General features: G+C 65.5%; 1 protein-coding gene. It reads right to left on the bottom strand.

The window, feature by feature from the left end; genetic code table 11:
• Positions 1-88 precede the first annotated feature (88 nt).
• On the bottom strand, positions 89-1,543 hold the full coding sequence (locus tag BGIM_RS47880) for a tetratricopeptide repeat protein (RefSeq protein ID WP_020467891.1): 1,455 nt from the start codon (positions 1,541-1,543) through the stop codon (positions 89-91).
• Between the last annotated feature and the right edge of the window lie 70 nt (positions 1,544-1,613).

Raw genomic sequence — 1,613 nt, 5'->3', positions numbered from 1 at the left:
GGAAGTCCGCGCTCCGCTGCGAAGACTCCGCGTCGCGGCTTCACGGAGACGCTGACTATTGCCATTATCCTCCGACACCGGAAGGTTGTCACTTCCCGCCCGGCTTTGCCGGTTCCTGAACAAGCCCCTCCGCCAGCCCGAGAAGGACGGCGGCCCGTGTCCGGGGGTCATCCAGCTTCGCCGACCATTCTCGCACGGCGGCCGGCTGGCCGGCGGCGGCTTGCGCCCTGGCGATGAGCGGCAGGACGTATGTCGGCCAGTATTCCGGGGCCTTCAAGCCGGTGGTGATTGTCTTTCGGGCGCCGTCGAAGTCGCCGGCCTTTGCTTGCAGGAGAGCGAGTTCCTCCCAGATGACGCCTTCGCATCGGAACTGTCTGGCCGACATGATCGCCCCGTCGAAGTCGCCGGCCAGCGCTTGGGAGCCGAGGATGTGGCACAAGTCGTCCGTTTTCTCCTTGTCGGCGACAAGCTCAATCGCCCTGGCGAAGCTGGCCTTTGATGCCTCCGCCCGGCCGGCGCGGGCCTGGGCCAGCGCGATGATGCGGAGCAGCCAGGCTTGCTCGCCTTTCAAGTCAAGTCCCTTGAGGAAGGCCAGCGCGGCCTCGTCTCTCCCGGCCCGAACCTCGGCGACGGCCATGTGCCCGCGCGCGAGCAAATCCAAGAACAGATCCGAATCCGGCGTCAGTTTGTTTTTTCGGTTGACGGCCAGATGGCGGGCCAGCGCTTTTTTGGCCTCCGCGAGATCGTCAACCTGACACAGGATTCGGACCGCGGCGACGCAGGCCGACCGTCGGCCGTGCTCTTCGGCGTCCGGGATCAGGGCGAGGGCTTGGAGGGCGGATTGCCTGGCTCCGGCCTTGTCCTTCGAGAGCAACTGGAGATCCGCGATCCCGTCCCCCGGCGCAGTGATGTCTTGCGAGTACCGCTCCTTCGGTTCGCCGACGAGGGCGGAGATTTTTAGGAGGTTGATTGAAAGCGTCGTCACCCCCCGCAGAGCCCGCTTGGTTTCCCCCGCCTTGAACCGGGCGACGATTTCCAGACGCCGGACATATTCCCGCACCTCCCTCCGATTCGCCTCGTACCCGATGGCGTCGGCGATCTCCCCGGCGGCTTGGAACTGACCGGCGAGGGCCGCCTCCTCGGCCGCCTCCGACAAGATTTCATTCCGCGGGCTGATGACGAGGTTTTTACAGTCTTTGGGGTAGAACGCGGCCAGTTTCAGCGCCTTCGCCGTCTCCCCCAGACGCGCGCACGTGAGGATGACCGGCCGCCACTTTGTCTCGTCGCCGTCCGTGTCCTCCTTCTCGGTGACTTCCCAAGCCCGTTGGATGGCGGCCGCCTCGCCGCGCCGGTCTCCGATTTTGCGCCGAAGCTCGGCCACCCGGCACCAGAACCATCGTTGATGATCCGGGTCGTCATCCTTTTCCATCACATCGGCGGCCTGGCGAAGGGTCTCGACGGTGGCCCGGTTGTCCGGCGGCAACACCGGGGCGGCGAGCAACGGAGGAGTCAGCGACAGAAGGATGAGGAAGGCGAAACGCATGAGAGGCTCCCCTGTTTCACATTGACCATGCCCGCCGTGAAGCCGCGACGCGAAGGCTTTGCGCAGCGGA

It is taken from the genome of Zavarzinella formosa DSM 19928 (assembly GCF_000255705.1).
Taxonomy (GTDB): domain Bacteria; phylum Planctomycetota; class Planctomycetia; order Gemmatales; family Gemmataceae; genus Zavarzinella; species Zavarzinella formosa.
Note: the sequence above shows the minus strand (reverse complement) of the source record. Positions and strands in the feature narration are given on the sequence as shown.

Excerpts from the sequence above, each read along its gene's own strand:
- BGIM_RS47880 (WP_020467891.1), bottom strand. The coding sequence starts at position 1,543 with ATGCGTTTCGCCTTCCTCATCCTTCTGTCGCTGACTCCTCCGTTGCTC.